The 26,920-nt window shown below is 60.4% G+C and carries 25 protein-coding genes; 20 read left to right on the top strand and 5 right to left on the bottom strand.

All coding sequences use genetic code 11. The features are described from left to right. Nucleotides 1–144: 144 nt before the first annotated feature. The 8 genes from ACW55A_RS08120 to pdxJ all read left to right on the top strand — a co-directional run bounded on the left by ACW55A_RS08120 (nt 145) and on the right by pdxJ (nt 8,039). A complete protein-coding gene (locus ACW55A_RS08120) occupies nt 145–1,590 on the top strand; it encodes a DegQ family serine endoprotease (protein ID WP_003363717.1) in 1,446 nt (481 codons plus the stop codon). A 171-nt stretch (nt 1,591–1,761) separates the two neighbouring features. After that, nucleotides 1,762–3,558 carry a translation elongation factor 4 gene (lepA, locus tag ACW55A_RS08115; protein WP_024660706.1) on the top strand — a complete coding sequence of 599 codons (1,797 nt, stop codon included), beginning with the start codon at nt 1,762–1,764 and terminating at the stop codon, nt 3,556–3,558. A 9-nt stretch (nt 3,559–3,567) separates the two neighbouring features. Continuing rightward, nucleotides 3,568–4,422, top strand: coding sequence for a signal peptidase I (gene lepB, locus ACW55A_RS08110; RefSeq protein ID WP_003363711.1), 855 nt, complete (start codon nt 3,568–3,570; stop codon nt 4,420–4,422). A gap of 114 nt (nt 4,423–4,536) precedes the next feature. Further along, the gene (locus tag ACW55A_RS08105; RefSeq protein WP_003384196.1) at nt 4,537–4,914 is read left to right on the top strand and encodes a DUF4845 domain-containing protein; all 378 of its coding nucleotides are present in this window, start codon (nt 4,537–4,539) and stop codon (nt 4,912–4,914) included. Next, entirely contained in the window at nt 4,911–5,600 is a 690-nt protein-coding gene (rnc, locus tag ACW55A_RS08100) for a ribonuclease III (protein ID WP_455808705.1), read from the top strand. Before ACW55A_RS08105 ends, rnc begins: the two co-directional genes overlap by 4 nt. Beyond that, nucleotides 5,593–6,495: a GTPase Era gene (gene era, locus ACW55A_RS08095; protein WP_003363707.1), complete on the top strand. Its 903-nt coding sequence runs from the start codon at nt 5,593–5,595 to the stop codon at nt 6,493–6,495. Before rnc ends, era begins: the two co-directional genes overlap by 8 nt. A 60-nt stretch (nt 6,496–6,555) precedes the next feature. Continuing rightward, the gene (gene recO, locus ACW55A_RS08090; protein WP_003413003.1) at nt 6,556–7,239 is read left to right on the top strand and encodes a DNA repair protein RecO; all 684 of its coding nucleotides are present in this window, start codon (nt 6,556–6,558) and stop codon (nt 7,237–7,239) included. Between the two features lie 59 nt (nt 7,240–7,298). After that, the gene (pdxJ, locus tag ACW55A_RS08085) at nt 7,299–8,039 is read left to right on the top strand and encodes a pyridoxine 5'-phosphate synthase (RefSeq protein ID WP_005746594.1); all 741 of its coding nucleotides are present in this window, start codon (nt 7,299–7,301) and stop codon (nt 8,037–8,039) included. 8 nt (nt 8,040–8,047) lie between these two features. On the opposite strand, the gene cmoB is transcribed toward pdxJ, so the two are convergent. The 4 genes from cmoB to lon all read right to left on the bottom strand — a co-directional run bounded on the left by cmoB (nt 8,048) and on the right by lon (nt 12,856). After that, nucleotides 8,048–9,007: a tRNA 5-methoxyuridine(34)/uridine 5-oxyacetic acid(34) synthase CmoB gene (cmoB, locus tag ACW55A_RS08080; protein WP_054082104.1), complete on the bottom strand. Its 960-nt coding sequence runs from the start codon at nt 9,005–9,007 to the stop codon at nt 8,048–8,050. Continuing rightward, nucleotides 9,004–9,747, bottom strand: coding sequence for a carboxy-S-adenosyl-L-methionine synthase CmoA (cmoA, locus tag ACW55A_RS08075; protein ID WP_003363698.1), 744 nt, complete (start codon nt 9,745–9,747; stop codon nt 9,004–9,006). The genes cmoB and cmoA overlap by 4 nt, the downstream gene beginning before the upstream one ends. Before the next feature lie 100 nt (nt 9,748–9,847). Further along, the gene (locus tag ACW55A_RS08070; protein WP_003363696.1) at nt 9,848–10,240 is read right to left on the bottom strand and encodes a protease inhibitor I42 family protein; all 393 of its coding nucleotides are present in this window, start codon (nt 10,238–10,240) and stop codon (nt 9,848–9,850) included. Nucleotides 10,241–10,438: 198 nt separating this feature from the next. After that, a complete protein-coding gene (gene lon, locus ACW55A_RS08065) occupies nt 10,439–12,856 on the bottom strand; it encodes an endopeptidase La (RefSeq protein WP_455808706.1) in 2,418 nt (805 codons plus the stop codon). Nucleotides 12,857–13,034: 178 nt separating this feature from the next. Between lon and ACW55A_RS08060 the strand changes: the two genes are divergently transcribed. From ACW55A_RS08060 to ACW55A_RS08045, 4 genes are read left to right on the top strand one after another with little or no spacing between them, the layout of a single operon-like run. Further along, nucleotides 13,035–13,709 carry a methylamine utilization protein gene (locus ACW55A_RS08060; RefSeq protein ID WP_044308864.1) on the top strand — a complete coding sequence of 225 codons (675 nt, stop codon included), beginning with the start codon at nt 13,035–13,037 and terminating at the stop codon, nt 13,707–13,709. Continuing rightward, nucleotides 13,706–16,060 (top strand): bifunctional diguanylate cyclase/phosphodiesterase, encoded by a 2,355-nt coding sequence (locus ACW55A_RS08055; protein ID WP_044308863.1) that lies wholly within the window; start codon nt 13,706–13,708, stop codon nt 16,058–16,060. Before ACW55A_RS08060 ends, ACW55A_RS08055 begins: the two co-directional genes overlap by 4 nt. Nucleotides 16,061–16,063: 3 nt before the next feature. Further along, on the top strand, nt 16,064–16,939 hold the full coding sequence (locus ACW55A_RS08050; protein WP_003363690.1) for a DUF3034 family protein: 876 nt from the start codon (nt 16,064–16,066) through the stop codon (nt 16,937–16,939). Beyond that, the gene (locus tag ACW55A_RS08045) at nt 16,939–17,367 is read left to right on the top strand and encodes a group I truncated hemoglobin (protein ID WP_003363688.1); all 429 of its coding nucleotides are present in this window, start codon (nt 16,939–16,941) and stop codon (nt 17,365–17,367) included. The genes ACW55A_RS08050 and ACW55A_RS08045 overlap by 1 nt, the downstream gene beginning before the upstream one ends. Nucleotides 17,368–17,669: 302 nt before the next feature. Here the strand turns inward: ACW55A_RS08045 and ACW55A_RS08040 are convergent, their stop codons facing one another. Further along, a complete protein-coding gene (locus ACW55A_RS08040) occupies nt 17,670–18,671 on the bottom strand; it encodes a GntR family transcriptional regulator (RefSeq protein WP_498810917.1) in 1,002 nt (333 codons plus the stop codon). A 338-nt stretch (nt 18,672–19,009) separates the two neighbouring features. Between ACW55A_RS08040 and ACW55A_RS08035 the strand changes: the two genes are divergently transcribed. The 8 genes from ACW55A_RS08035 (at nt 19,010) to ACW55A_RS08000 (ending at nt 26,877) form a co-directional block, all read left to right on the top strand. After that, nucleotides 19,010–20,383 carry an amidase gene (locus ACW55A_RS08035; protein WP_498810918.1) on the top strand — a complete coding sequence of 458 codons (1,374 nt, stop codon included), beginning with the start codon at nt 19,010–19,012 and terminating at the stop codon, nt 20,381–20,383. Nucleotides 20,384–20,459: 76 nt separating this feature from the next. Next, complete coding sequence (locus tag ACW55A_RS08030) at nt 20,460–21,341, top strand: polysaccharide deacetylase family protein (protein WP_455808709.1); 882 nt, start codon at nt 20,460–20,462, stop codon at nt 21,339–21,341. Nucleotides 21,342–21,368: 27 nt separating this feature from the next. Next, nucleotides 21,369–22,709 (top strand): MFS transporter, encoded by a 1,341-nt coding sequence (locus ACW55A_RS08025; protein WP_003363677.1) that lies wholly within the window; start codon nt 21,369–21,371, stop codon nt 22,707–22,709. 10 nt (nt 22,710–22,719) lie between these two features. After that, on the top strand, nt 22,720–23,481 hold the full coding sequence (locus ACW55A_RS08020) for an SDR family NAD(P)-dependent oxidoreductase (RefSeq protein ID WP_096105207.1): 762 nt from the start codon (nt 22,720–22,722) through the stop codon (nt 23,479–23,481). Between the two features lie 127 nt (nt 23,482–23,608). Continuing rightward, entirely contained in the window at nt 23,609–24,358 is a 750-nt protein-coding gene (locus ACW55A_RS08015; RefSeq protein WP_003363672.1) for an SDR family NAD(P)-dependent oxidoreductase, read from the top strand. A 22-nt stretch (nt 24,359–24,380) separates the two neighbouring features. Then, nucleotides 24,381–24,680 carry a hypothetical protein gene (locus ACW55A_RS08010; protein WP_003431302.1) on the top strand — a complete coding sequence of 100 codons (300 nt, stop codon included), beginning with the start codon at nt 24,381–24,383 and terminating at the stop codon, nt 24,678–24,680. Beyond that, nucleotides 24,677–25,684 (top strand): CobW family GTP-binding protein, encoded by a 1,008-nt coding sequence (locus tag ACW55A_RS08005; RefSeq protein ID WP_455808710.1) that lies wholly within the window; start codon nt 24,677–24,679, stop codon nt 25,682–25,684. The genes ACW55A_RS08010 and ACW55A_RS08005 overlap by 4 nt, the downstream gene beginning before the upstream one ends. Further along, complete coding sequence (locus tag ACW55A_RS08000) at nt 25,681–26,877, top strand: ABC transporter substrate-binding protein (protein ID WP_003363666.1); 1,197 nt, start codon at nt 25,681–25,683, stop codon at nt 26,875–26,877. The genes ACW55A_RS08005 and ACW55A_RS08000 overlap by 4 nt, the downstream gene beginning before the upstream one ends. Nucleotides 26,878–26,920 lie beyond the last annotated feature (43 nt).

The raw sequence follows: 26,920 nt of genomic DNA, 5'->3' as shown, positions 1-26,920 counted from the left end.
CTATAGGTCACAGCCTCGCAGCTCTGGCCTTTTGTCGTTTCCAGAGGCCATGTCGCTGATCCAGAGATGAGCATCGCTGCTTGAGGTCTTTGAGTCGGTTGCTTCGGACTGCTTAATTTTTTCCTCGTTACGAACGGGAGCCATATGTCGATACCACGCATGAAATCCTACTTTTCATTGATTGCCGCTGTGCTGATGCTCGGTCAGGTTGCTACGGCTCAAGCCGAAAACCTGCCGGACTTCACCGGGCTGGTCGAGCAGGCGTCGCCCGCAGTGGTGAATATCAGTACGCGCCAGAAGTTGCCGGACCGTGCCGTCGCCAATCAGCAAATGCCTGATCTGGAAGGCTTGCCGCCGATGCTTCGCGAGTTTCTCGAGCGCAGCATGCCGCCGGGTTCGCGTCCGCCAGGTTCGGGTGCTGGCAAGGGTGATCGCCAGCGTGAGGCCCAGTCCCTCGGCTCGGGTTTCATCATCTCTCCTGACGGCTACGTGCTGACCAATAATCACGTAATCGACGGCGCTGACGAAATTCTCGTACGCCTGTCCGACCGCAGCGAGTTGAAGGCCAAGCTGGTGGGTACCGATCCGCGTACCGACGTTGCCGTCCTGAAAATTGAAGGCAAGGACCTGCCAACTGCCAAGCTGGGTAATTCCAATACGCTCAAGGTCGGCGAATGGGTCCTGGCGATCGGCTCGCCGTTCGGTTTCGACCATTCTGTGACCAAGGGTATCGTCAGTGCCAAGGGGCGCAGCCTGCCTAACGATACCTATGTGCCGTTCATTCAGACCGACGTGGCCATCAATCCGGGTAACTCCGGTGGCCCGCTGTTCAACATGGCGGGCGAGGTCGTCGGGATCAATTCGCAGATCTTCACGCGCTCCGGTGGTTTCATGGGGCTGTCGTTCGCGATTCCGATCGACGTCGCCATGGATGTGGCCAATCAGCTCAAGGCCAATGGCAAAGTCAGCCGCGGCTGGCTGGGTGTGGTCATCCAGGAAGTGAACAAGGACCTCGCCGAGTCGTTTGGCCTGGACAAGCCTGCCGGCGCGCTGGTTGCGCAAGTGCTTGAAGACGGCCCGGCTGCCAAGGGTGGTGTGCAGGTGGGTGACGTGATTCTGAGCGCCAACGGTCAGCCAATCGTCATGTCGGCTGACCTGCCGCACCTGATCGGCAACCTCAAGGACGGCAGCAAGGCCGAACTTGAAGTGATTCGCGACGGCAAGCGTCAGAAGCTGACGGTCACCGTCGGTGCACTGCCTGATGAAGGTCAGGAAATGGGCGATGTTGGCGGTACGGGTGCCGAGCGCAGCAGTAATCGTCTGGGCGTATCGGTGATCGAGCTGACCGCCGAGCAGAAGAAATCCCTGGATCTCAAAGGTGGTGTGGCGATCAAGGAAGTCACAGGCGGCCCGGCTTCGCTGATCGGTCTGCAGGCGGGTGATGTGATCACTCACCTGAACAATCAGGCGATCACGTCCAGCAAGCAGTTCACCGAGGTGGCGAAAAGCCTGCCCAAGGATCGCTCTGTCTCGATGCGTGTTCTGCGTCAGGGCCGTGCGACCTTCATTACCTTCAAGCTGTCCGAGTAACCGGTCGGTTTAAGAGGAAAGGGTGGCCATGGCCACCCTTTTTTGTACCCGTTTGTTTACCGTGCGCCGATCCAGGTGCCTGTAAGCGTGACGCCTCTTGCTTAGTTCAGGTACAATTCCCGGCTATTTTTCGGCGGGCAATCTGCCTGCAACCTTTTTGAGTGTTGATCCGTGAGTGATTTGAGTCATATCCGCAATTTCTCCATCATCGCCCACATTGACCATGGCAAGTCGACGCTGGCCGACCGCTTCATTCAAATGTGCGGCGGCCTGACCGAGCGCGAAATGGAAGCGCAGGTGCTCGATTCCATGGATCTTGAGCGCGAGCGCGGGATCACCATCAAGGCCCATAGCGTTACCCTGTATTACAAGGCCAAAGACGGTATTACCTACCAGCTGAACTTCATCGACACCCCCGGGCACGTCGACTTCACCTACGAAGTCAGCCGTTCTCTGGCCGCGTGCGAAGGTGCGTTGCTGGTGGTCGATGCAGGGCAGGGCGTCGAGGCGCAATCGGTCGCCAACTGCTATACCGCCATCGAGCAGGGCCTTGAGGTCATGCCGGTACTGAACAAGATGGACTTGCCGCAGGCCGATCCGGACCGCGTCAAGGAAGAAATCGAGAAGATCATCGGCATCGACGCCACCGATGCCGTGGCGTGCAGCGCCAAGAGCGGCATGGGCGTGGATGAGGTTCTCGAGCGTCTGGTCGCAACCATTCCGGCACCGACCGGCAACATCGAAGATCCGCTGCAGGCGTTGATCATCGACTCCTGGTTCGACAACTACCTGGGCGTCGTGTCCCTGGTGCGTGTGCGCCACGGCCGCGTCAAGAAGGGCGACAAGATTCTCGTCAAGTCGACCGGCAAGCTGCATCTGGTCGACAGCGTGGGCGTGTTCAACCCCAAGCACACGGCAACCGTCGATCTGAAAGCGGGCGAAGTGGGCTTCATCATCGCCGGCATCAAGGACATTCACGGTGCGCCGGTCGGTGACACCCTGACCCTGAGCACCACGCCCGACGTCGACGTGCTGCCCGGCTTCAAGCGTATTCAGCCACAAGTCTATGCAGGCCTGTTCCCGGTCAGCTCGGACGACTTCGAAGACTTCCGTGAAGCGCTGCAAAAGCTGACCCTGAACGACTCTTCACTGCAATACCTGCCCGAGAGCTCCGATGCGCTGGGCTTCGGCTTCCGCTGTGGCTTCCTCGGCATGCTGCACATGGAGATCATCCAGGAACGCCTGGAGCGTGAATACAATCTCGACCTGATCACCACCGCGCCAACCGTAATCTTCGAGCTGTTGCTGAAGACCGGCGAAACGATTTACGTCGATAACCCATCCAAGCTGCCTGACCTCTCGGCCATCGAAGACATGCGCGAGCCCATCGTTCGCGCAAATATTCTTGTGCCGCAGGAGCACCTGGGCAACGTCATTACGTTGTGCATCGAAAAACGTGGCGTACAGCACGACATGCTGTTCCTCGGCACGCAGGTCCAGGTGAGCTACGATTTGCCGATGAACGAAGTGGTTCTGGATTTCTTCGATCGTCTCAAGTCTGTCAGCCGCGGTTATGCTTCGCTGGATTATCATTTTGATCGTTACCAGTCGGCCAACCTGGTCAAGCTCGACGTTCTGATCAACGCCGAGAAGGTCGACGCCCTGGCCCTGATCGTTCACCGCGACAACGCACACTACAAAGGGCGTGCGTTGACCGAGAAGATGAAAGAGCTGATCCCTCGACAGATGTTCGACGTGGCAATTCAGGCGGCTATCGGCGGTCAGATTGTGGCCCGGACAACCGTCAAGGCGCTTAGAAAGAACGTATTGGCCAAATGCTACGGCGGTGACGTCAGCCGCAAGCGTAAATTGCTGGAGAAGCAAAAGGCCGGTAAGAAACGCATGAAGCAGGTCGGCAACGTGGAAATTCCACAGGAAGCCTTCCTTGCAGTGCTCAGGTTGGAATAGTCAGGTCCTATGTCACTAAATTTCCCGCTGTTGTTGGTCATCGCTGTCTTCGTCTGTGGCGTGCTTGCACTGATTGATCTGGTCATCCTGGCGCCTCGCCGCCGGGCTGCCATTTCCAACTATCAGGGCAGCGTGGGCGAACCTGACATTGCTGTCGTGGAGCGCTTGAACAAGGAGCCTTTGCTGGTCGAGTACGGCAAATCGTTCTTCCCGGTGTTGTTCATCGTGCTGGTGCTTCGTTCGTTTCTGGTCGAGCCGTTCCAGATTCCTTCGGGCTCCATGAAGCCGACACTGGATGTGGGTGATTTCATTCTGGTCAACAAGTTCGCGTACGGCATTCGCCTGCCGGTACTGGACCAGAAGGTGATTCAGATCGGTGATCCGCAGCGTGGCGACGTGATGGTGTTCCGTTATCCGAGCGACCCGAGCGTCAATTACATCAAGCGTGTCGTCGGTCTGCCGGGTGATCGTATCCGCTACACCAGCGACAAGCGGCTGTTCATCAATGGCGAGCTGGTCGCCAAGAAGCTGATCGGCACCGAGCCCGGTACACTGGGCAGCGCGGAACTGTATGAAGAGCAGCTGGGCGAAGTCGAACATCAGATCCGTCAGGAAATGAGCCGCTACCGCGCGCCGCCTGATAGTGAGTGGACAGTGCCTGCCGCGCACTACTTTATGATGGGCGACAACCGTGACAACTCCAACGACAGCCGTTACTGGGATGATCCCAACATTCCCAAGGACGAGCTGGGCATGGTCCCGGACAAGAACATCGTAGGCAAGGCGTTCGCGGTGTGGATGAGCTGGCCCGAGCCGAAACTGAGCCACTTCCCCAATTTTGCGCGCGTAGGGCTGATCAAGTAATCGATGCGGCGCTGCCTGAGCAGCGCCGCATGTCATTTGGGCTGACTGGAAACGCCTCTGAAGCATGAGTCGACCCGGTCAGGAGGCGTTGCACTCTTGAGGTCGAAGTCGAACATGACGTTCTCTACTTCTCAAAAAGGCTTTTCTTTCGTGGGCTGGCTGTTGGTGCTGGCGCTGGTCGCGTTTGCGACGAGCACGGCCTTCAAGCTGGTTCCGCACTACCTCGACTACATGACGATGAAGAAAATCATCGAAGCGGTCGACACCAACAAGACCCTGGACATCACCACGGTCGACGATTTTTACGGTTATGTCGGTAAGAACATGCAGGTCAACAGCATTCGGGATATAGATTTGAACAAGGCGTTGAAAGTGACGGTGGAGAACAATGCGTTCCAGGCTCATTTGAACTATGAGCAGCGTGAACCGTGGTTCCAGAACATCGATCTGGTGTTGAAGTTCGACAAGCAATTCAGTGTGGGTAAACCGTGAGCGTATCCTTGAGCCGCCTTGAGCGTCAGCTCGGCTACACCTTCAAGGATCAGGAACTGATGGTCCTGGCCCTGACCCATCGCAGTTTTGCCGGTCGCAACAATGAGCGTCTGGAGTTTCTCGGTGATGCCATTCTCAACTTCGTGGCGGGCGAGGCGCTGTTCGAGCGTTTCCCCCAGGCTCGCGAAGGCCAGTTGTCCCGCTTGCGGGCGCGGCTGGTGAAGGGCGAGACCCTGGCGTTGCTGGCCCGTGGTTTCGATCTGGGCGAGTACCTGCGCCTTGGCTCGGGCGAGTTGAAAAGCGGTGGTTTCCGTCGTGAGTCGATTCTCGCCGACGCGCTCGAGGCGCTGATCGGGGCGATCTATCTGGATGCAGGCATGGAGGCGGCGCGCGAGCGCGTCCTGGCCTGGCTGACAACCGAGTTTGACAGCCTGACGCTGGTGGACACCAACAAGGACTCCAAGACCCGACTGCAGGAATTTCTCCAGTCGCGGGCCTGCGAACTGCCGCGTTACGAGGTGGTGGATATCCAGGGCGAGCCGCATTGCCGGACGTTTTTCGTCGAATGCGAGATCAACCTATTGAATGAAAAAAGCCGAGGACAGGGTGTCAGCCGCCGGATCGCCGAACAGGTAGCCGCCGCAGCAGCACTCATCGCCCTGGGCGTGGAGAACGGTCATGAATGATACAACCGCAACACGCTGTGGCTATGTTGCCATTGTCGGCCGTCCCAACGTAGGCAAGTCCACGCTGCTCAACCACATTCTCGGTCAGAAGCTCGCGATCACCTCGCGCAAGCCGCAGACCACGCGCCACAACATGCTGGGCATCAAGACTGAAGGCGCCGTGCAGGCAATCTATGTCGATACTCCCGGCATGCACAAGAATGGCGAGAAAGCGCTCAACCGTTACATGAACAAGACCGCTTCGGCGGCGTTGAAGGACGTCGACGTGGTCATCTTCGTCGTCGATCGCACCCGCTGGACGGACGAAGACCAGATGGTTCTGGAGCGCGTTCAGTATGTCCAGGGGCCGGTCATCCTGGCGATCAACAAGACCGATCGCATCGAAGACAAAAGCGATCTGATGCCGCATCTGGAGTGGCTGCAGGGTCAGTTGCCGAATGCGTCCATCGTGCCGATCTCCGCGCAGCATGGTCACAACCTCGAAGCGCTGGAAAGCCTGATTGCCTCGCACCTGCCCGAGAATGACCACTTCTTCCCGGAAGACCAGATCACCGATCGCAGCAGCCGCTTTCTGGCTGCCGAACTGGTCCGCGAGAAAATCATGCGCCAGTTGGGTGCCGAGCTTCCGTACCAGATCACCGTCGAGATCGAAGAATTCAAGCAGCAGGGCCGCACCCTGCATATCCATGCGCTGATTCTTGTCGAGCGCGATGGACAGAAGAAGATCATCATTGGCGACAAGGGCGATCGCATCAAGCGCATCGGCAGTGATGCGCGTCGTGACATGGAACTGCTGTTCGACTCCAAGGTGATGCTCAACCTGTGGGTCAAGGTCAAAGGTGGCTGGTCCGATGACGAGCGCGCACTGCGTTCCCTTGGCTACGGCGACCTCTAAGCTGTCCTTTCGCCCGACCTTGCTATGGTCGGGCGAACACTTCCCTTTCGAGCCAGCCTGATGAGCACGCCTACCGGCCAACCTGCTTATGTGCTCCACAGCCGTGCGTATCGCGAAAACAGCGCGCTGGTCGACTTCCTCACGCCTCAGGGCCGTCTGCGTGCCGTGCTGCGCAGTGCCAAGGGCAAGGCGGGTTCGCTGGCACGCCCATTCGTGCCCCTCGAGGTCGAGTTTCGAGGGCGGGGCGAGCTGAAGAATGTCGGCCGCATGGAAAGCGCGGGCGTCGCTACCTGGATGACCGGCGAGGCGTTATTCAGCGGCATGTACCTCAACGAGCTGCTGATTCGCCTGTTGCCTGCCGAAGATCCTCATCCTGCCGTGTTCGAACATTACGCTGCCACGCTGCTGGCCCTTTCTCTGGGGCGTCCGCTGGAGCCGTTGCTGCGTTCGTTCGAATGGCGGTTGCTGGATGACCTGGGCTATGGCTTCGCGATGGACGCCGACATCAACGGCGAACCGCTGGCCATTGATGGCATGTATCGCTTGCAGGTCGATGCCGGGCTCGAGCGTGTCTACCTGCTTCAGCCCGGTCTGTTTCAGGGCGCGGAATTACTGGCCATGTCCGAAGCGGACTGGAGCGTCCCCGGTGCGTTGTCCGCTGCCAAGCGTCTGATGCGTCAGGCGCTGGCGGTACACTTGGGCGGTCGCCCGTTAGTCAGCCGTGAACTGTTTCGCAAGCCTTGATCAGGCTTTATTCTCTACAGCCTGCTTCGACCAGCTCGCCCATTTTTCTGGAGACCACCGTGACCCAAAGCACTCGCATCCTTCTCGGCGTGAACATCGACCACGTAGCCACCTTGCGTCAGGCCCGTGGCACGCGCTACCCGGACCCGGTCAAGGCTGCCCTGGACGCCGAAGAGGCAGGCGCCGACGGCATCACCGTTCACTTGCGTGAAGACCGCCGCCATATTCAGGAGCGCGATGTCCTGCTGCTCAAGGATGTCTTGCAGACCCGCATGAATTTCGAAATGGGCGTGACCGAAGAAATGCTCGCCTTTGCCGAACGCATTCGTCCGGCGCACATCTGCCTGGTGCCTGAGACACGGCAGGAGCTGACCACCGAAGGCGGTCTGGACGTGGCAGGGCAGGAAGCGCGGATCAAGGCAGCGGTCGAGCGACTGGCGAAGATTGGCTGCGAGGTCTCGCTGTTCATCGACGCTGACGAGCGTCAGATCGCCGCTTCAAAGCGCGTCGGTGCACCTGCCATTGAACTGCATACCGGTCGCTATGCCGATGCTCAGACCCCGACTGAAGTCGCCGAAGAACTGCAGCGGGTCGCCGACGGCGTAGCGTTTGGTCTCGCCCAGGGCCTGATCGTCAATGCCGGTCACGGCCTGCATTATCACAACGTCGAAGCCGTCGCCGCGATCAAGGGCATCAACGAACTGAACATCGGCCACGCGCTGGTGGCTCATGCTCTGTTCGTCGGCTTCAAGGCGGCAGTGGCCGAGATGAAAGCGTTGATCGTGGCGGCGGCCAGATAACTAATCCCTCAGGGTTTGCGCCCCACGATCACCGCACGCATGGGGGCAGGCAGGCCCTCGATAGTCTTGCTGTGATCGGTGGGGTCCAGATAGTCGCTCAGGGACTGGAAGCGCATCCACTCGGTGCTGCGCTGTTCGTCGACCGTTGTGTGGCTGACGTCGACGCAACGCACATCGGTGAAGCCGGCACGGCGCATCCACAACTCCAGCGCGGGGACTGAAGGCAGGAACCAGACGTTGCGCATCTGCGCATAACGATCTTCCGGGACCAGCACTTGATGGACATCGCCCGGCACTACCAGGGTTTCCATCACCAGCTCGCCGCCTTTTACCAGGCAGTCTTTCAAGGCCAGCAGGTGGTCGATGGGGGATTTGCGGTGATACAGCACGCCCATCGAGAACACTGTGTCGAAGCCTTCAAGATTGGCGGGCAAATCTTCCAGCGCGAACGGCAGGTGCCAGGCGGGCAGGTCAGGCAGATAGCGCTGCATGGCCTGAAACTGACAGAAAAACAGCCAGTTGGGGTCGACCCCGATCACGCTGTCGGCCCCGGCGCCAAGCATGCGCCACTGGTAATAACCGTTGCCGCAGCCGACATCCAGAACGCGTTTGCCCTTCAGGTCCAGGTGTGGCGAAACCCTCGACCACTTCCAGTCCGAGCGCCATTCAGTGTCGATGTGCACGCCGAACACATTGAACGGCCCCTTGCGCCACGGTGACAGGCCCAGCAGTGCCTTGCGCAGGACGGTGCGGGTCTCGCCGTTGCACTCGGCTTCCAGGGTAAAACTGTCGAGCAGATCGATTCGCTCGGGCTGCAGGTCGGGCAAGGCATCCAGCGCACTTTGCCAGCGCTGCAGGTCACCGTGACCCTTGGCCATCTTGGTGTCGAGCTGGGCCTGCAGGCCATTGGCCCAATCGGCCAGAGGGGTTCCCGCCAGACGACGGACGAGGGGAGCGAGATCAATCATGGCAGGGCAATCAACGAGGTGAAGTTAAGGCATTGAAACCAGGGCACCACCTTGGAAAAACCTGCGGCAAGCAGGCGTTGGCGGTGTTCTTCGAGGCTGTCGGGTTTCATGACGTTTTCGATGGCGCTGCGCTTCTGGGCAATTTCCAGGTCGCTGTAGCCGTTGGCGCGTTTGAAGGCGATGTGCAGGTCGGTCAGCAGAGCCTGTTCCTGCTGGTCGTCGAAGCGCAGTTTTTCCGAGAGGATCAGCGCACCGCCGGGCACCAGCGCATCACGAATGCGGCCGAGCAATGCCAGACGCTGTTCGGGGGCAATGAATTGCAGGGTGAAGTTCAGCGCCACCACCGAGGCGGGTTTGAACGCCAGCGCGAGGATGTCGCCTTCGAGGACCTGCACCGGCAGCAACTCCTGAAACATGGAGTTCTGCGCGTTGAGGTATTCACGGCAACGCTCGACCATGGCACTGGAGTTGTCTATCGCAATGACTTCGCAGCCCTCACCGCGCACATGGCGGCGCAGGGCCTGGGTGACAGCGCCCAGAGAACTGCCCAGGTCATAGAGCACAGTATTTGGCTGCGCAAATTGCGCGGCCAGCACACCGAGGTTTTCGACAATCGTCGGATAACCGGGCACCGAGCGTTTGATCATGTCCGGGAATACCCGCACCACGTCCTCGTTGAAGGCGAAGTCAGGCACCTGGGCCAGCGGCTGGGCGAAAATGCGGTCGGTTTCTTTGCTCACGGCGGTTCCGGCGAAGGCTTTGAAAAGCCGGCATTCTAGCCAAGTTGCTGCCGGGATGCATGGTGCAGTACGTGCTGTCGGACAAGCCGTGCGCAAAGCCTCACTTCACGCTGATGGCGCACTCGAAGGTCTGCTCCGGGACGACTTCGGGTGCCCAGGGTTGCTGATAGACCATCATCAGCCGGCCGGTCCCGGCATCGGTGGCCTTGAAGCGCCAGACCGATTGCCCGCCGTCGCCGACCATCTCCTTGCTCTCGGCGCTGGCATACACCTCAGGCCCCAGGCTGCGCAGAATATTCTGGGCCGGGTTCTGGGTCAGCCAGCGAAAGCCGGTGGTGGGGTTGCTGGGCAGGGTCAGGATCAGCGTCTGCCCGGACGTGAGTGTCAGCGGGCAGTCGCTTTGCGTGTCGATGGAAACAATGTTTTTCGGCGTCTGAGCGCACGCCGTCAGCAGCGCAAGGCTCAGCGGGGCAATGAAACGGGCAGGGGTCATGGCAAGTTCCGGTATCGCGATACGAGGCGCAAGGATAACTGATCGGAGTTTTGTGAGGGAGTACGACCGGTGTCGCGCTCTGGATCGGACGCAGAGCGTCCAGAACTGCATTCCCATGCTGAAGCGTGCCGGAATGAGAGGTGCCCGATAGAACACCTCTCGTGCCCGTTCAGCGTAGGACCTGCGCAGTATCAATCTTTAGAACAGCACCTTCACCACGTCCGCAAAGCGTTTGGCGAAGTGCACGGTAATGCCTTCCTTGAGGTAGTCCGGCAGTTCCTCGAAGTTGCCACGGTTAGGTTCCGGCAGGATCAGTTCGTGGATCTTCTGGCGTCGCGCGGCAATGACTTTTTCCCGCACGCCGCCGATCGGCAGCACGTGCCCGGTCAGAGTCAGTTCGCCGGTCATCGCGACGCCTTTTTTCGGCGGCTGGTTGCGGGCCAGGGACAGCAAGGCGCTGGCCATGGTCACACCCGCACTCGGACCGTCTTTCGGGGTGGCACCTTCGGGAACATGTACGTGCACGAACGCCTCATCGAAGAACTTCGCATCACCACCAAACTTCGACAGATTGGCGCTGACGTAGCTGTAGGCAATTTCAGCCGACTCTTTCATCACATCGCCCAATTGCCCGGTCAGCTTGAAGCCACGGTTGAGCGTATGAATGCGCGTCGCCTCGATGGGCAGGGTAGCGCCGCCCATGCTGGTCCACGCCAGGCCGGTGATCACGCCGGTGCCGGACAGTACTTGTTCGCTGCGGAATACGGGCATGCCCAGCGACGCTTCGAGGTCTTTTGGTCCGATCTTGATCACTGAATCGGGCTCGTCGAGCAGTTTGACCACTGCCTTGCGCACCAGCTTGCCAAGTTGCTTCTCCAGATGCCGCACACCGGCTTCGCGGGCGTAGCCTTCGATGACGGCGCGCAGGGCGCTGTCGCTGATGCTCAGCTTGCTTTTGGCAACGCCTGCTTTCTCCAGTTGTTTGGGCCACAAGTGGCGTTTGGCAATCGCCAGCTTCTCTTCAGTGATATAGCCGGACAGGCGAATCACTTCCATCCGGTCGAGCAGCGGGCCGGGGATCGAGTCCAGCGTGTTGGCCGTGCACACGAACAGAACCTTGGAGAGGTCCAGACGCAGGTCCAGGTAGTGATCGAGAAACTCGACGTTCTGTTCCGGGTCCAGGGTTTCCAGCAGCGCGGATGCAGGGTCGCCCTGATAGCTCTGGCCCATCTTGTCGATTTCATCGAGCATGATGACCGGGTTCATGACTTCAACCTCTTTCAGCGCCTGCACCAGCTTGCCCGGTTGCGCACCGATATAGGTACGGCGGTGACCCTTGATTTCGGCCTCGTCGCGCATGCCGCCCACGCTCAGGCGATAGAACGGCCGCCCCAGCGACTCGGCAATCGAGCGCCCGACGCTGGTCTTGCCCACCCCTGGCGGGCCGACCAGCAGCACGATCGAGCCGCTGATTTCACCCTTGTAGGCACCGACGGCGAGGAATTCCAGAATCCGCGCCTTGATGTCGTCAAGCCCGGCATGGTGCTGATCGAGCACCTTGCGCGCGTGTTTGAGGTCCAGCTTGTCGGCGCCATAGATGCCCCATGGCAGCGAGCTGGTCCAATCCAGGTAATTGCGCGTCACGGCGTATTCGGGCGAGCCGGTTTCCAGCACCTTGAGCTTGCCGATTTCTTCGTCGAACTTCTTGCGCGCCTGTGGCGGCAAGGTCTTGCCTTCGAGGCGCTGCTCAAACTGTTCAATGTCGGCGCTGCGATCATCCTTGCTCAGGCCCAGCTCCTGCTGAATGACCTTGAGCTGTTCCTTGAGGAAGAACTGCCGCTGATGCTCGCCGATCTTGCGGTTCACTTCGGCAGAGATTTCCTTCTGCAGGCGTGCAACCTCGACTTCCTTGCGCAGCATCGGCAGGACTTTCTCCATGCGCCTGAGCATCGGCACGCAGTCGAGTACCTCCTGCAGTTCGACGCCGGTGGCCGAGGTCAGCGCGGCGGCGAAGTCAGTGAGCGGCGAGGGATCGTTGGGGCTGAAACGGTTGAGGTAATTCTTCAGCTCTTCGCTGTACAGCGGGTTGAGCGGCAGCAGTTCCTTGATCGCATTGATCAGGGCCATGCCGTAGGCCTTCACTTCATCGGTCGGTTCATTGGGCTGCTGCGGGTATTCGACTTCTACCAGGTACGGTGGGCGGTGGTGTTTGAGCCAGGTACGGATACGCACACGGCTCAACCCCTGCGCGACGAACTGTAAACGACCATTTTCGCGACTGGCGTGGTGAACCTTGACCAGAGTGCCATACTCGGGGAGTGCGTCGGTCTTGAAGTGGCGCGGATCTTCCTGCGGGGTGTCCATGAAGAACAGCGCCAGCGAATGATGCTCGGACTTGCTGACCAGCTCCAGCGTTTCGGCCCACGGCTCTTCATTGACGATGACAGGCAGGACCTGCGCCGGGAAGAACGGACGGTTGTGGATCGGGATGATGTAAACCTTGTCGGGCAGGTTCTGGCCGGGCAAGGCCAGCGAGGTGCTGTCGGAACTCAGAGACACGTCGTGCTCGTCTGCGTCATTGGGCAAGTCTGGCGAGTCTGTCTGCTGGTCGCTCATGGGGCACCTGAGAAGTTGAACATGGTTCTTAGATGGGGCAGCGGCTCTCAGGTTTCAATAGCCTTGGTCGATAGTCTGTAAAGCGGTTGGAAAACCGTTGTTTATTAGCGGGCCTGTCAGGGCTGACAAGGACGGGCTTACTTCATTTACGGCACTGCCGGTATGGGTTGAATCAGGCATGACCAACGTATTTATTTCTGCATTAGTGGCAGGACTGTGGATAGCATCGGCTGCAAACGCATCGGCTTCCAGCTTTACCGCCCAGGTAACGGACAAGGAAGGCAAGCCCCTTGCAGATGCGGTGGTAACGCTCAAAGGGCCGCCCGATCCTTCACCTGTTGTGTTGAAGGCGTCAATGGACCAGCGTGATCAGGAGTTTGCGCCACATGTACTGGCCATCCACGCCGGCACTCAGGTCAAGTTCCCCAACAGCGACAACATCCGCCATCAGGTCTACTCCTTTTCTCCGGCCAAGCGCTTCGAGTTGCGGCTTTACGAGGGCACACCCTCGGATCCGCTGTTGTTCGACAAGCCTGGCGTGGTCGTACTGGGCTGCAACATCCATGACTGGATGGTCGGTTACATCTACGTCACCGACGATTCATGGTTCGGCGTGACCGACAGCAACGGCCAGCTCAAGCTGGATCAGCTTCCGGCCGGGCATTATGCCGCGACCCTCTGGCATCCGCGTATCGCGGATATGCAGCCTGTGTCGGGCGGCGAGCTTGAGTTGCCGGCAGCAGGCCTCACTCAGCGTTTCAACCTCGCGGTCGAAGCGGAAGCCGATGACAAACCCGGCAAGCCCGCACCCGGCGGTTTCGGTGACGCCTTTCACAAGGCCGCACATGAATGAAATTTAGAGCCAGCTTTCAGGCGCGCATTGCCGGGGTTCTGATTGTCCTGTTGCTGATTGTCGTGAGTGCGGTCTATCTCGCCGTCAAGGTTGCAACAGGCGAGGCGGTGCGCACTCAGGCCCAGGCGCAGCTGGAGGTGGGTAGCCGCGTCTTCGAGCGTCTGATCGATCTGCGCGGCAAACGTCTGCGTGACACCGTGCAACTGGTGGCAGCCGATTTCGGCTTTCGTGACGCGGTGGCCAGTTCCGACGCCTCGACCATTCGCTCGGTGTTGCTCAACCATGGCAAACGCATCAATGCCAGCGACATGTTTCTGCTGGGCATGGATGGCGTAGTGATTGCCAGCACCGTGCCGAAAGTCCCCGAAGGTTCCAGATTTGTCTATGACCAAGCCCTGCGCAATGCCAAACGTGCCGGTCAGTCAGTGCTCATTGTGCCCGGCGGCGGAGACCCTCATTTGCTGGTGGAGAGCACCGTTCTCGCGCCATTGCCGATCGGCCGCGTGGTCATGGGCTTTACCATCGACAGCGGTATTGCCGAAGAACTGCGTTCGCTCAGCGGTCTGGAAGTGTCTTTTCTCACCGTAGAAGACGGTAAGAACGGTGAACTGATCAGTACCCAGCCAGAGGCCCTGCACGCGGGCCTGATTGAGCTGATGCGCAGCTCCTCGGAAGGCCAGATGCTGCTTACCGAGCAATCGAACCTTAACTTTCTCAGCCAGACCCTGATGCTCGCCAACACCAGTATTGGCGGCGACGGGCAGGTTATCGCGCTATTACAGAGCCCTCTGGACAAGGCCTATCAGGCATTCGCGCCGCTGAATGAGAAGATCTTCTGGATTTCCATGGCCGCTTTGGTGGCGTCGCTGATCGGCACACTGGCACTGGCGCGAAGCGTGTCGCTACCGGTACAGGCCCTGGCCACGGCGGCCAAACGTATTGGTGATGGCGACTATAAAACGCCGGTCACCCTGGTTCGCAGCGATGAGCTGGGCATGCTCGCCGAAGCGATCAACACCATGCAGCAGGGCATCGCGGTGCGCGAGGGGCAATTGGCGCACAACGCGCTGCACGACAATCTGACCGGGCTGCCCAACCGGGCGCTGGTGATGGAGCGTCTGGGTAGCTCGATTGCTGCAGAACGTGCGTTGGCTCTGTTGTCTCTGAGTATCGAAAACCTCGCCACGATCGGCGAAAGCGTGAGCGTTGAAGGCGTGGAGCAGTTGTTGCGCCATGTGGGCCAGCGCCTGCAAGGAAATCTGCGTGCCGGCGATACCGTGGCACGTCTGGGGACCAACGAGTTTCTGCTGTTGCTGGACAACACGTCCAGCGCGGGTGCAGTGGGCATGGCAGACGCCCTACAGCGTCTGCTCAGTGAGCCGCAGCGTATCGACAATCACGAGCTGGAGCTTGAGTGCTGCATTGGCATCACGGTGTATCCGGAACACGGTGATTCCGCCCAGGAATTGCTCAACCGTGCGGCAATTGCCCGCAAGGACGCCGCGTTCATTCCCGGTCGCCTGCAGATTTATCAGGATGGACGTGATCTGGCCCACCAGCGGCAGATCACGCTGATTCGTGACCTGCGCAAGGCCGCTCAAAATGGCGAATTCACGCTGCATTACCAGCCCAAGCTGGATATCCGTCAGGGCTATGTGCGTCAGGCCGAAGCGCTGTTGCGCTGGGCTCATCCGCAGTTCGGCAATGTCTCGCCCGCCGAATTCATCGTCCTCGCCGAGCGTACCGGGAGCATTTACCTGCTGACCAACTGGGTGATCGAAGAGGCGATTCGCCAACTGGCCGAATGGCGTCAGCGCGGTCTGGTCCTGCAGGTGTCGGTGAACATTTCCGCTGATGACCTGCTGGGTGATGATCTGGTCGGTTATGTCATGAAATTGCTCAAGCAATACGCTCTGCCTGCCGAACAACTGGTATTCGAGATCACCGAAAGCGCAGTCATGAGCGAACCGGAAAAAGCACTGATCGTCCTGCATCGCCTGCGTGATTGCGGCATCAGTCTGTCAGTCGACGATTTCGGCACCGGTTACTCGTCATTGGCTCACTTGAAACGTCTGCCCGTGCAGGAGCTGAAAATCGACCAGTCTTTCGTGCGCAATCTGGATGAAACCAGTGAAGACGCAGTAATCGTGCGGTCGACCATTGAAATGAGCCACAACCTCGGACTGAAGGTGGTGGCAGAAGGTGTCGAGTATCAACACAGCCTGGACCTGCTCCGGCGTTGGCACTGCGATACGGCCCAGGGTTACCTGATCAGTCGACCGCTGACCGCGTCGGCGTTCGAGGCATGGATTGCCACGTATCAGGCCTCACCCGGTCTTATGGTGAATTAATCCATGTTGCACAAAACCTCGCTGCTGTTGGGGTCTTTGCTGGTGGGCATGGCGGGGGTTGCTTCGACGCCCGCCCTGGGCGACAACGGCCGGTTGATCGCCACGGGTGGCGCTACCAGCATTGAAGGCAGCGCCGGCGGCGGCATAACCCCGTGGGCGGTGATTACCGGCTACAGCGAGCAAGGCGAGTGGGGCGCTACCGCCTTCGCCACGCATGTGGATCTGCCGGACTACAACCTTGATGTGGCAGGCCTGGCGGTCGCCTATGGCAACCGCGTGGAGTTTTCCTACGCTCATCAGCGTTTCGATATCAGCAACCTGCAGCACAGGCTCAGCCTGCCGGACGATAACCTCAGTCAGGACGTGTTCGGCGTCAAGGTGCGGCTCTTCGGCGACCTGATCTACGAAAGCCTGCCGCAGGTTTCTCTGGGGGTGCAGTACAAGCATCAGAACGATTTCCTGATTCCCAGCCTGGTCGGCGCCCGACGTGACTCGGATGTCGAAGGCTACCTGACGGCCAGCCGCTTGTTCATGGGCGCGGCGTTTGGCTACAACGTTGTGGTAAACGGCGGCGTGCGTTACAGCCGCGCCAACGAAACCGGACTGTTGGGGTTCGGCGGCGATCGGCGCGACAGCCGCAGCCTGCTCAAGGAGAGCTCGGTAGCCGTGCTGTTCAATCCGCGCTGGGCACTCGGTGTCGAATATCGCGAGAAGCCAGACAACCTGTCGTTTGCGGGCGAAAGTGACTGGGCCGATGTGTTTCTCGGCTATTTCCCCAACAAGCATGTGTCCGTGGTCCTGGCTTATGCCCGTTTGGGCGAAATCGCCACGCTGGACAACCAGAACGGCACCTATCTGTCTGTGCAGGGGAGTTTCTGATGAGGCGTATGCTGATAGCCATGATGCTGACGCTACTGGCCGGTTGCGCGCAGCAGCAACAGCCACCCAAGGATGACAGCCTCTACCAGGACCTTGGCCAGCGTGCCGGTATCCAGCGCATCGTCGAAGGTATGCTGATCAACGTGGCCAGGGATGAGCGGATCGTCGAGCATTTCAAGAAAGTCGACATCGTGCGTCTGCGCGACAAACTGGTCGAGCAACTCTGCGTCGAGTCCGGCGGCCCGTGTCGCTATACCGGCGACAGCATGGCCGAGGCGCACAAGGGCCAGCACCTGACGCCCAGCGATTTCAACGCGCTGGTCGAAGACCTGATCGCCGCGATGGACACCGAAAAGGTCCCGGTCCCCGTACAAAACCGCCTCATCGCCCGCCTGGCACCGATGCGCGGCGAAGTGATCGGCAAGTGATGGGTAGCCCTGAAACACACTGACTATCGTGCCAATCCTCCCCGTCCAAGATCGGACGCAGAGCGTCCAGAACAGCGTTCCCACGCTGGAGCGTGCGGAACGATAATCTTCAGGGAGGGCACTTGCGCGAGAACACTATCGTGCCAATGCTCCGCGTTGGCATGCCGTTCGTGACGCTCCGCGTCACAAATCGACGCCGCGCCGCGTGTTCAGGGTCGGACACAGAGCGTCCAGAACTGCGTTGCCACGCTGGAGCGTGGTAACGCTAGTCTCTGTCGCGTTAACTCCAACTTTGCCCCATCTCAACTCAACCGCGTCAGATACCCCGGCACTTCCTGCTCCGGCAATACCGACAACACTTTCAGGCGTTGCAGCATGCGCTGGCGGGCGCGTAACAGGTGTTCCTTGAGGTTCAGTGCGGCGGCGTCGAAGGCGCCGTGCAGCAGCAATTCAATGATCAGCCGGTGTTCGGCGAGCATCGTTTCATCGGCGCCAATGCTCAGCAGGCGGTAGAAAATCCGGTTGATGATCATCGGGCTCTGCGCCTGGCTGATCAGCATGGCGATCTTGCGATTTTGCAGTCCGCCCAGGCATTGCTGATGCAGGTCGTCCTCAAGGCGCTCGATCTCCTCAAGGCTGCACTGTTCGGCGTTTTGCGCCTCGATGACCCTGGCCAGCATTGCCTCCAGGGTTTCGCGGCTCAGCTGCGGCGCCGTCTGGCGCAAGGCTTCGGGCTCGAGGCAGGCGCGCAATTCGTAGTCTTCGGTGATTTCCCGGGCCGTCAACGGCCCCGCCAGCCATTGCGAGTAAGGCTCTTTTTCCACCAGGCCGCGATCCCGCAGACGCATCAGCGCCTCACGAACCACTGCGCGGCTCACTCCGTAATGCTGCGCGGCGCTTTGTTCATCCAGCCGGTAGTGACCAAAGGCGATACAGGCCGACAGTGCCGCACCGATCTCATCGTGAATACGTTCGCCGAGCGGGCGGGTATCGACCAGTTCTTCGCTGCTGTCCAGCCCGAACTGCTTGTGGCTCAGGCTCAGACGCAGCGGCTCGACTTCCTGCGCGTCAGGATTGACCAGATAACCCCGGCCGTCGAAGCGGCTGATCAAGCCTTCTTCATGCAGCAGGTTGAGCGCCTTGCGCACCGGCACCCGGCTGGTGCCGAACAGTTCTGCCAGCGGTGCTTCAAGCAGCACCAGTCCATTGGCGGCCGCGCCCGAGACGATGGCGTTACGCAACACCTCGCGGATCATGGCGTAGCGCGACGCGGTGCGCGGGTCCTCTTCTGACATCGGTTTCATACACTTCTGGCGGTTGACGGACGATTCTCGCACAGAAGCGCTGTTGTCACCTTGGCACACGTCCTTATGCTCGCTCATGGGGCCACCGTTACTTTTTTGCACTGAAATGTATCTTTTGTAAAAGATACATTATTTCTTTATGACGATCCTGTTCGCCCACGACGCCTTATCGCAACTGATTGATGCCTTTGCAAAAAGGTTTCTAGTACGGCGTTTCCAGCGCGAAAGGGCCGTCAGCTCGATCGGGTCAGGGCGTCGCGACATGCAGATTGGCATGGAACCTGCCTTTGTTAAATGTACATTTTATTAATAAGTACATTTTTAAAGGGGTGATGTCCATGACCGATACCGGGAGTCACAGCGTTACCGGTGATGCCTGCGCACTGGCCGAGGATTTTGCCCAGAGGCGCAGTGACCCTGTGCAGGCTCTGGACAAGGCCCTGCAACAGGCGGCACGCGCCGATCATGTGTTCATTTCCATGAGTATCGAACGGGCACGCAGGGAAGCCGAAGCGTCTGCGGCCCGCTGGCAGCAAGGGCAGCCATTGAGCCCCTTCGACGGCGTGCCCATCGCCTGGAAGGATCTTTTCGACGTGGCAGGCAGCGTCACAACCGCCGGCGCCGCGGTGCGCAACAACCTGTCTCCCGCGCTGCTGGATGCGCCGAGTGTCGGGCTGCTGGCACGGTCCGGGATGGTCAGCCTGGGCAAGACCAATCTCAGTGAATTCGCTTATTCAGGGCTGGGCCTGAACCCGCATTTCGGTACGCCGATCAACCCCAACAGCGACGGCTCGCCACGTATTCCTGGCGGTTCGTCTTCGGGTTCGGCAGTCGCCGTCGCCAACGGAACCGTACCGATCGCCATGGGCACCGATACCGCCGGTTCTATTCGTGTGCCGGCAGCGCTCAACGGTCTGGTGGGGTTTCGCAGCACCAGCCGCCGCTATAGCCGCGACGGCGTTTTCCCGCTGGCGCTGACGCTGGACAGCGTCGGGCCACTGACCCGCAGTGTGCGCGACGCTCTGGTGATCGACGATCTGCTCTGTGCGCGCAGCAAACCTTCATCGTTGATACCACGCAGCCTGGCCGGTCAACGTTTCCTGCTCGATCAGGCGGTGCTGGAAGACGAACGCGTCACGCCGGCCGTTCGCGACAACCTGTTGCGTGCTGTTGAAGCCTTGCGTGCAAGCGGTGCGCTGATCGAGGTCAAGCCTTGCCAGGCATTTCAGGCCACGTTGCTGTTAACCCAGCAACAGGGCTGGCTTGGTGCAGCCGAGGCGTTCGCGCTGCATCAGGCGTTGCTCGACAGCGACGCCGCCAGCCAGCTTGATCCCAGGGTTCGCAAGCGCCTGGAGGCAGCCCGTTCCATGCCGGCCAGCCTGCTGGTCAATCTGTACGCTGCGCGCGAACGGTTGCAGGAGCAGTTGACCCTCGAACTGGACGGCGCGCTGCTGATTACTCCGACCGTGGCCCATGTGGCGCCGCCGCTCGCACCGCTGCTGAAGGACGACGATCTGTTCGTTCAAACCAACCTCGCCACGCTGCGCCTGACCATGCCCGGCAGCCTGCTGAACATGCCCGGCGTGTCACTGCCCAGCGGCCGCGATGCCTCGGGCTTGCCCACCGGGCTGTTGCTCAGCGCACCGGCAGGCGAAGACGCACGGCTGCTGCGTGCGGCGCTGACCGTGGAGTCATTGATCGCAGCCCCTTGAATACGTTTTGCAGTGCAAACCGGCCCGCGTGCCGTACAGCGCGAAGCCGATCTGATTAACCCGTGGGAGAACAACGATGGCCAAAGAAATTCTGTGTGCGTTTGGTGTGGATGTGGATGCCGTTGCTGGCTGGCTGGGCTCCTATGGCGGCGAGGATTCGCCGGACGACATTTCCCGCGGCCTGTTCGCCGGTGAAGTCGGCGCTCCGCGTCTGCTCAAGCTGTTCGAGCGTTACGGTCTGCGCACCACCTGGTTCATTCCGGGGCACTCCATGGAGACCTTCCCCGAGCAGATGAAAGCCGTGGCGGATGCCGGGCATGAAATCGGTGTGCATGGTTACAGCCATGAAAACCCGATTGCGATGACCCCGGAGCAAGAGGAGATCGTCCTCGACAAGTCCATCGACCTGATCACGCAAATGACCGGCAAACGCCCGACCGGCTATGTCGCGCCATGGTGGGAGTTCAGCAACGTCACCAACGAGCTGCTGCTCAAGAAAGGCATCAAGTACGACCACAGCCTGATGCACAACGACTTCCACCCTTACTACGTTCGGGTGGGCGACAAGTGGACCAAAATCGATTACAGCCAGCATCCGGATACCTGGATGAAGCCGCTGGTACGTGGCGAAGAAACCGATCTGGTGGAAATTCCGGCCAACTGGTACCTGGACGATCTGCCGCCAATGATGTTCATCAAGAAGGCACCGAACAGCCACGGTTTCGTCAACCCTCGGCACCTGGAAGAAATGTGGCGCGACCAGTTCGACTGGGTCTATCGCGAACACGAACACGCTGTATTCACCATGACCATTCACCCGGACGTGTCTGGTCGCCCGCAAGTGCTGCTGATGCTGGAGCGCTTGATCGAGCACGTTCAGAGCCATGCTGGCGTCAAGTTCGTCACTTTCGACGAGATTGCCGACGATTTCGTGCGTCGCAATCCCCGTACCTGCTGATTCATTGCCCAGTCCGAGGCGTCACTCATGTCCATTTACAATAAGCTCGACCTGACCGGCTGGAAACCTGAGCAACTGACTCCGGAGCAAGTACGGTTTGCCACATGGATTGCGTTTTTCGCGTGGGTGTTTGCGGTATATGACTTCATTCTGTTTGGCACGCTGTTACCGGAAATCGGTCGGCATTTCAGCTGGAGTGAGGTCGAACAGGCCGAAATCGCGACCTGGGTCGCGGTCGGCACCGCGGTGGTGGCTCTGGCCATCGGCCCGCTGGTAGATCGCCTGGGACGGCGCGTGGGTATCATTTTCACCGTGAGTGGCTCGGCGATCTGCTCGGCGCTCACGGCCATCGGCGGAGCATGGGGCAAGTCGCCCCTGATCCTCATTCGTTCGCTGGGCGGTCTGGGTTATGCAGAGGAAACGGTCAATGCGACCTATCTGAGCGAGATCTACGCCGCATCCGACGACCCGCGACTCACCAAGCGCCGTGGCTTCATCTACAGCCTGGTGCAGGGAGGCTGGCCGGTCGGTGCGCTGATCGCGGCTGGTCTGACGGCGGTGCTGTTGCCGGTCATCGGCTGGCAGGGTTGCTTCGTGTTTGCGGCTATTCCGGCCATCGTCATCGCTATCCTGGCGCGCAAGCTCAAGGAAAGCCCGCAGTTTCAGATCCATCAACGCATCACCCAATTGCGCAAGAAGGGCGACCTCAGTCAGGCGCAGGCCGTGGCGCAGACCTACGGGGTGGATTACGAAGAGCACAGCAAGGCCGGTATCGGCGCGGCCTTTCGCGGTTCTTCGCGCCGCGCGACCCTGGTGATCGGTGCTGCGATCCTGCTCAACTGGGCGGCCATTCAGGTATTCAGTGTGCTGGGTACGACGGTGATCGTCAGCGTCCACCATATCTCGTTCGAGAACTCGCTGATCATTCTGGTGCTGTCCAACCTGGTGGGCTATTGCGGCTACCTGTGTCACGGCTGGATGGGTGACCGGATCGGTCGCCGCAATGTCATCGGCCTTGGCTGGATGCTCGGCGGCCTGGCGTTTGCCGGCATGCTTTACGGGCCAAGCAACATGGTGACGGTGGTCGGCTTGTACAGCCTGGGGCTGTTCTTCCTGATCGGCCCGTACTCGGCGGCCTTGTTCTTCATCAGCGAAAGCTTCCCGACCAGCATTCGTGCCACGGGTGGCGCAATCATCCATGCCATGGGCCCGCTCGGTGCTGTGGTCGCAGGCTTCGGCGCCACATCGGTACTGAGCGCAGGCGGCGACTGGCAGACCTCGGCGTTGTACTTCGGCGCAGTGCCTTGCTTCCTGTCGGGTGCACTGATGTTCGCCGCTAAACACGTGCGACCTGAAACGGTGAAATGAGGAGCAGCACATGACGCGTAAAGTTGCAGTGATAACCGGTGCCGCCAGCGGCATCGGTCAGGCGCTGGCAGTGGCGTTTGCCCGCCAGGGTGTGGCGGTGGCAGGCGGGTTCTATCCGGCTGACCCGCATGATCCGGACGAAACCCGCAGGCTGGTGGCGGAGGCGGGCGGCGAATGCCTGATGCTGCCGCTGGATGTGACCTTCACCGAATCGGTCGATGATCTGGCCGCGCAGGCAGTCAAGGCGTTTGGCCGCATCGACTATGCGGTCGCCAATGCCGGGCTGTTGCGCCGCGCGCCGTTGCTGGAAATGACCGACGAGCGCTGGAACGAGATGCTCGACGTGGACCTGACCGGCGTGATGCGTACCTTCCGCGCCGCCGTCCGGCACATGGGTGAGGGCGGGGCGCTGGTGGCGATTTCCTCGATTGCCGGTGGTGTGTATGGCTGGCAGGACCATGCCCATTACGCAGCGGCCAAGGCCGGCGTGCCAGGGCTGTGCCGGTCACTGGCGGTGGAGCTCGCCCCGAAGGGCATCCGTTGCAACGCGGTGATTCCCGGCTTGATCGAGACGCCGCAATCGCTGGACAGCAAGAACTCGCTGGGGCCGGAAGGTCTGGCGCAGGCGGCCAAAGTCATCCCGCTGGGCCGTGTCGGTAGATCGGATGAAGTCGCTGCGCTGGTGCGTTTTCTATGCAGCGATGAAGCCAGTTACCTGACCGGGCAAAGCATCGTGATCGACGGTGGCCTGACCGTGCGCTGGCCCGAGTAGAGCGATTCGGATCGGCAGCGAGCCTGCTCGCGAAGCGTTCAGTACAGACGCTGGGAATGGCGTGTCAGTGACTGAGCGTTCGCGAGCAATACGCAGTGATCCCCAAACCAACCGAGGAACCCGACCCATGCAGCAACTCAAACAAAAGCGGGCAGTGATCACCGGAGCAGGCAGTGGCATCGGCGCAGCCATCGCTCGCGCCTATGCGGCTGAAGGCGCGCGTCTGGTGCTGGGCGATCGAGACGCCCACAGCCTGGCGAAGATCGCTGCAGAGTGCCGTCAGCTGGGCGCTCAGGTTCAGGAGTGCGTGGCCGATGTCGGCAGCACCGACGGCGCGCAAGCCAGCGTCGATGCCTGTGTCGAGCAGTTCGGAGGTATCGACATTCTGGTCAACAACGCGGGCATGCTGACCCAGGCGCGTTGCGTCGACCTGACCCTCGATATGTGGAACGACATGCTGCGCATCGACCTGACCAGCGTCTTTGTGGCCAGTCAGCGTGCATTGCCGCACATGATTGCCCAGCGCTGGGGGCGCATCATCAATGTTGCTTCGCAACTGGGCATCAAGGGCGGTGCCGAACTGACCCATTACGCCGCCGCCAAGGCCGGGGTGATCGGTTTCAGCAAATCCCTGGCGCTGGAAGTCGCCAAGGACAACGTGCTGGTCAACGCCATTGCACCCGGCCCTATCGAAACCCCACTGGTCGCCGGGATCAGCAGCGCCTGGAAAACCGCCAAGGCCGCCGAGTTGCCACTGGGCCGCTTCGGTCTGGCCGAGGAGGTCGCCCCGGTGGCGGTGCTGCTGGCCAGCGAGCCAGGTGGCAATCTGTTCGTCGGTCAGACCCTGGGCCCCAATTCCGGCGACGTCATGCCATGAGCAAACAGCTGGAGAACACCTGATGTGTGGATTGTGCGGGCTATTGGGTGAAGACGTGCACTGGAGCGATCCGCTGGCTGCAGAACTGCCCCGACGGCGTGAGCGCTTGCGGCGTATTGCTGCAATCAACAAGGTGGTCGCGCCGTTTCGCCTGAAGGTCGAAGATTTTCAAGGCGTTTCCTATCTCCTGCTCGGGGCCACCGGCAAGCAGGAACTGGCGACCGGGCTGGAACAGCTCTGGCAGAAAGCCGAGTTGCTGATCGGACGGCCGCTGGACCCGCTTGATTCACGGCTGCTCGATCATCTGCAGAGGTCATCATGAGTATTGCCCTGAACGTGATTACCGGCTTCCTCGGCAGCGGCAAGACCACGTTGCTCAAACGCCTGCTGGCCGATGAAAACATGGGTGACACCGCGCTGCTGATCAACGAATTCGGCGATGTGGGTATCGATCATCTGCTGGTTGAAGAGGTCGCACCGGATACCGTGCTGTTGCCCAGCGGCTGTGTCTGCTGCACCGTCCGCGGTGAATTGAAAGACGCGCTGCTCGGTCTGCTGGAGCGGCGTAATCGAGGTGAAATTCCTGCATTTCGCCGGGTGATTCTGGAGACCACCGGTCTGGCCGATCCGGCCCCGATTCTCACCACGCTGAGCAACGACCCGCAATTGCGCGGGCGTTTTCACATCGGTCTGATTGTCACGCTGGTGGACGCTTGTCACGCGACGCTGCAAGAGCGTCTGCATCCGGAATGGCTGGCGCAGGTCGCGGCGGCGGATCGTCTGCTGTTGAGCAAAACCGATCTGGTCGATGAGTCGGTACTGGATAGCCTGCGCGAGCATCTGCAAGCGCTGAATTTTTCTGCGCCATTGCTTGATACGGCGGACGTCCACAGCGGCGATCAGTTGCTGCTGGGCGAGGGCATGCGCAGCGACGAACCGGCCGCTGAAGTGACCCGCTGGCAACTGCATCGGGTGCTGTCGACTTCCGCGCGGCATGGTGATGCGCAGGTCTGTTGCCTGACGTTCGAGCGCCCTCTGGACTGGGTCGGCTTCGGGGTGTGGCTGTCGATGCTGTTAAAATGCCACGGTGAACGAATCCTCCGCGTCAAAGGGCTGCTCAACGTGAACGACAATCAGGCTCCCATCGTGATTCATGGTGTGCAGCATTGCCTGCATGCGCCGGTGCATCTTGCCGCCTGGCCGGGCGAGGATCGCACCTCGCGGCTGGTGTTCATCCTGCGCGGTCTCGATCCCGATCTGCTGCGTCGTTCGTTCGAAGTCTTCTCTGGCAGTTTCGCGCCACCGCTCAACGAGTCGGCAGCATGACCATCACCTTGCGCGTGCTGGGCACCTCCGTGACCCTGCTGGAGTCTTTGCGTGAGCGGGCCGAGCAGGAACTGGGGATCAAACTGATCTACCAGATTCATGACGTGCAAACCGCGCAACGCATCGCGGTCATGCAGCCAGACAGCTACGACCTCTACGACCAGTGGTTTCATAACGTGGATTTCGTCTGGCCTGCCCGGGCGATTCAACCCATCGACACGCGGCGCATCGCGCTGTGGCACGAAATCAACGACTTGCCCAAGCAGGGCCGTCTGCGGCCTACCGACCAGCCAGGCAGCGGCAGTGTGCCCAGCGAGCGTTTGTTCGTGCAGCACGACGGCAGTCTGGGCAGCGCGGTGACCGAGCGCATCAGCATGTTGCCGCTGACCCATAACGCCGACAGCTTCGCCTATCGCCCCGAGCGCTTGCCGGAGGGCTTGACCTCTGCGGACGAAAGCTGGGGCTGGCTGCTCGACCCGGTGTGGGGCGGGCGCATCGCCTTGCAGAGTGACGCGGCCATCGGCGCATTGGATGCCGCGCTGGCGGTGCAGGGGGCGGGGCTGGCGAGCTTCAAGGACATCGGCAACATGAGCATCGAAGAAATCGATCGGCTCGCTGATGTGCTGGTGCGCAAACAGCAGCAAGGGCATTTTGGTGCGTTCTGGTCAGGCGACGAAGAAGCCGCCGAACTGATGCTCAGCCCGAACATCGACATTCAGAGCCTCTGGTCACCGACCCTGGTCAGGCTGCACCGTGCGGGGGTCAAGTACCGTGTGGCGGTGCCCAAAGAAGGTTATCGCGGCTGGTTTGGCGGGCTTTCCCTGTCACGCCACGCCAAGGGGCCGGTGCTGGATGCGGCGTACGCGTATCTCAACTGGTGGTTGTCGGGCTGGCCCGGCGCAGTGATGGCGCGGCAAGGCTACTACATCGGCAATCCGGCACGCAGCCGCGATCACCTCAGCGCTGCCGAATGGGATTACTGGTACGCCGGCCTGCCTGCGCGCGAACAACTGCTCGGCAGCGACGGCTTGCCGCTCATCGACGCCGGAGAAGTCCGCGACGGCGGGTCCTACGAAGAGCGCATGGGCCATATTGCCGTGTGGAATTCGGTCATGAACGAGCACAACTACCTGGTCCGCCGCTGGAGCGACATCCTGCGCGCCAGTGACAAAAGCAGCGCCAAGGCACGCTAGTCAGTCGCACTGGAGAGAGGACGCAGAGCGTCCAGAACTGCAT

It is taken from the genome of Plantibacter cousiniae (nom. nud.) (genome assembly GCF_977070315.1).
Note: the sequence above shows the minus strand (reverse complement) of the source record. Positions and strands in the feature narration are given on the sequence as shown.

What these genes read in the sequence shown, in the direction of transcription:
- ACW55A_RS08120 (WP_003363717.1), top strand. Translation starts at nt 145, where the DNA reads ATGTCGATACCACGCATGAAATCCTACTTTTCATTGATTGCCGCTGTG.
- lepB (WP_003363711.1), top strand. Translation starts at nt 3,568, where the DNA reads ATGTCACTAAATTTCCCGCTGTTGTTGGTCATCGCTGTCTTCGTCTGT.
- ACW55A_RS08105 (WP_003384196.1), top strand. Translation starts at nt 4,537, where the DNA reads ATGACGTTCTCTACTTCTCAAAAAGGCTTTTCTTTCGTGGGCTGGCTG.
- era (WP_003363707.1), top strand. Translation starts at nt 5,593, where the DNA reads ATGAATGATACAACCGCAACACGCTGTGGCTATGTTGCCATTGTCGGC.
- recO (WP_003413003.1), top strand. Translation starts at nt 6,556, where the DNA reads ATGAGCACGCCTACCGGCCAACCTGCTTATGTGCTCCACAGCCGTGCG.
- cmoB (WP_054082104.1), bottom strand. Translation starts at nt 9,007, where the DNA reads ATGATTGATCTCGCTCCCCTCGTCCGTCGTCTGGCGGGAACCCCTCTG.
- ACW55A_RS08070 (WP_003363696.1), bottom strand. Translation starts at nt 10,240, where the DNA reads ATGACCCCTGCCCGTTTCATTGCCCCGCTGAGCCTTGCGCTGCTGACG.
- lon (WP_455808706.1), bottom strand. Translation starts at nt 12,856, where the DNA reads ATGAGCGACCAGCAGACAGACTCGCCAGACTTGCCCAATGACGCAGAC.
- ACW55A_RS08060 (WP_044308864.1), top strand. Translation starts at nt 13,035, where the DNA reads ATGACCAACGTATTTATTTCTGCATTAGTGGCAGGACTGTGGATAGCA.
- ACW55A_RS08055 (WP_044308863.1), top strand. Translation starts at nt 13,706, where the DNA reads ATGAAATTTAGAGCCAGCTTTCAGGCGCGCATTGCCGGGGTTCTGATT.
- ACW55A_RS08050 (WP_003363690.1), top strand. Translation starts at nt 16,064, where the DNA reads ATGTTGCACAAAACCTCGCTGCTGTTGGGGTCTTTGCTGGTGGGCATG.
- ACW55A_RS08045 (WP_003363688.1), top strand. Translation starts at nt 16,939, where the DNA reads ATGAGGCGTATGCTGATAGCCATGATGCTGACGCTACTGGCCGGTTGC.
- ACW55A_RS08040 (WP_498810917.1), bottom strand. Translation starts at nt 18,671, where the DNA reads ATGAAACCGATGTCAGAAGAGGACCCGCGCACCGCGTCGCGCTACGCC.
- ACW55A_RS08035 (WP_498810918.1), top strand. Translation starts at nt 19,010, where the DNA reads ATGACCGATACCGGGAGTCACAGCGTTACCGGTGATGCCTGCGCACTG.
- ACW55A_RS08030 (WP_455808709.1), top strand. Translation starts at nt 20,460, where the DNA reads ATGGCCAAAGAAATTCTGTGTGCGTTTGGTGTGGATGTGGATGCCGTT.
- ACW55A_RS08025 (WP_003363677.1), top strand. Translation starts at nt 21,369, where the DNA reads ATGTCCATTTACAATAAGCTCGACCTGACCGGCTGGAAACCTGAGCAA.
- ACW55A_RS08020 (WP_096105207.1), top strand. Translation starts at nt 22,720, where the DNA reads ATGACGCGTAAAGTTGCAGTGATAACCGGTGCCGCCAGCGGCATCGGT.
- ACW55A_RS08015 (WP_003363672.1), top strand. Translation starts at nt 23,609, where the DNA reads ATGCAGCAACTCAAACAAAAGCGGGCAGTGATCACCGGAGCAGGCAGT.
- ACW55A_RS08010 (WP_003431302.1), top strand. Translation starts at nt 24,381, where the DNA reads ATGTGTGGATTGTGCGGGCTATTGGGTGAAGACGTGCACTGGAGCGAT.
- ACW55A_RS08005 (WP_455808710.1), top strand. Translation starts at nt 24,677, where the DNA reads ATGAGTATTGCCCTGAACGTGATTACCGGCTTCCTCGGCAGCGGCAAG.
- ACW55A_RS08000 (WP_003363666.1), top strand. Translation starts at nt 25,681, where the DNA reads ATGACCATCACCTTGCGCGTGCTGGGCACCTCCGTGACCCTGCTGGAG.